At 58.0% G+C, this 1,237-nt stretch carries 3 protein-coding genes; all 3 read right to left on the bottom strand.

The genetic code is table 11. From position 1 onward, the window contains the following. The coding region (locus FY112_RS03725; protein ID WP_151517720.1) for a DUF2934 domain-containing protein at positions 1-93 on the bottom strand (93 nt) is incomplete at its 3' end. Between the two features lie 56 nt (positions 94-149). After that, the gene (locus FY112_RS03720) at positions 150-506 is read right to left on the bottom strand and encodes a hypothetical protein (RefSeq protein ID WP_151517719.1); all 357 of its coding nucleotides are present in this window, start codon (positions 504-506) and stop codon (positions 150-152) included. Positions 507-612: 106 nt separating this feature from the next. Further along, a complete protein-coding gene (locus FY112_RS03715) occupies positions 613-903 on the bottom strand; it encodes a hypothetical protein (RefSeq protein WP_017956753.1) in 291 nt (96 codons plus the stop codon). Between the last annotated feature and the right edge of the window lie 334 nt (positions 904-1,237).

Here is a 1,237-nt window from a genome sequence, read left to right as displayed (position 1 = left end):
CCAATGGCGCTGGTCAGCGCCATCCGGGCGGCCCTCGGCCTCCCAGATTTCGTAGGCACGGCGACGGATCTGCTCGTGCTTGTCTATAGCCATGATCGCCTCCAAGCGCATTGGAACGAGCCCGCCCGAAGAGCGGCTCGGCCGCCCTTTCAGGGCGTGTTGATGGTTGGAAGAAAATCCTCCACCTGCTTGCGTTGATCCTTTGGAAGCGTCTCCACCCGTTCCTTCCAGAACCGTTCGGCCTCCGGCGGATCCTTGTCCCAGTGGCGAACATCGGTGATATTGTCATCGATCATCGACCGGCGTTGGCCGCCGAGACTGAGATATTCCTTTGCAAGCTTCAGGCTTGGGGTTTCGCTGCCGCGATCGCGATCTAATGCCGAACTCACGTTGCGCCGGGCAGTCTCCAATGCCCTTTTGCGGTCGGTCTCGGCCCGTTCGCTATCGGCGGACCGCGCATCGTCGGTGCCGCTCTCTGGCGGCACGTTGGATCTGGAAGTCATCATGGATCACCTTTCGATGTTGTGATCCAATAACCTTCGCAAGCAGTGAGAGTTCCGTGTGGGTGCCGATTGATTTGAGCGGACGACCGAGGCGGGCCCGAAGCGGCGATCAATGGACGGCCATGCTCACCATCCGATAGGGGTGCACGGCTTCGAATTGCGAGATCATCGCCGTTGCCTGCTGCAATACGAGCTCGGCATTTTCCGGATCGTCACGGGCGAGCTCATCGGCGTTGACGCGGATCGCTTCAGCCATGTTGTTGGAGAGTGCCGCAAAATGCGTATTGCCTTCGACAAAGGCCTCACGCGCCGTGTCCTCCAGCGTACGAGCGATATCGACGAGGATTTCCTCGCGTTCCTCGATACTGAGGTCTTTGATTAGTTTGGTGTTCTCTTCCATGTCACTCACTCCTAAAGACGTGGGACGGTGACCGAGCTCATCAAGCCTCGGCCACCAAAGAACTAGGAATGCCGAAATACGGATTCAAGCCTCAATGCCGTTCGCCCTTTTATTCGAACGCAGGAGCCGATTGTCTGTTCCCTGTTGGGTGTTAGCAGTCTCCGGCGGAGAGTGCTAATTTTTCTTTCGCCGCCTCTTGAAATTGCTGAACCCTCGAACCAGATCATTCGCGCAAGGCGCGCGCGCGAACCTGCACCCGCCCGGATTGGTTATCCGGTCCGGCCACGGGAACACGTCATCATTGTTCATCGATGGAGGAAGACATGTCGTTTCG

The sequence above is a fragment of the Rhizobium sp. PEPV16 genome, from assembly GCF_008919455.1.
GTDB classification, from domain to species: Bacteria; Pseudomonadota; Alphaproteobacteria; order Rhizobiales; family Rhizobiaceae; genus Rhizobium; species Rhizobium leguminosarum_Q.
This window is presented reverse-complemented; position numbering and strand designations above follow the sequence as displayed.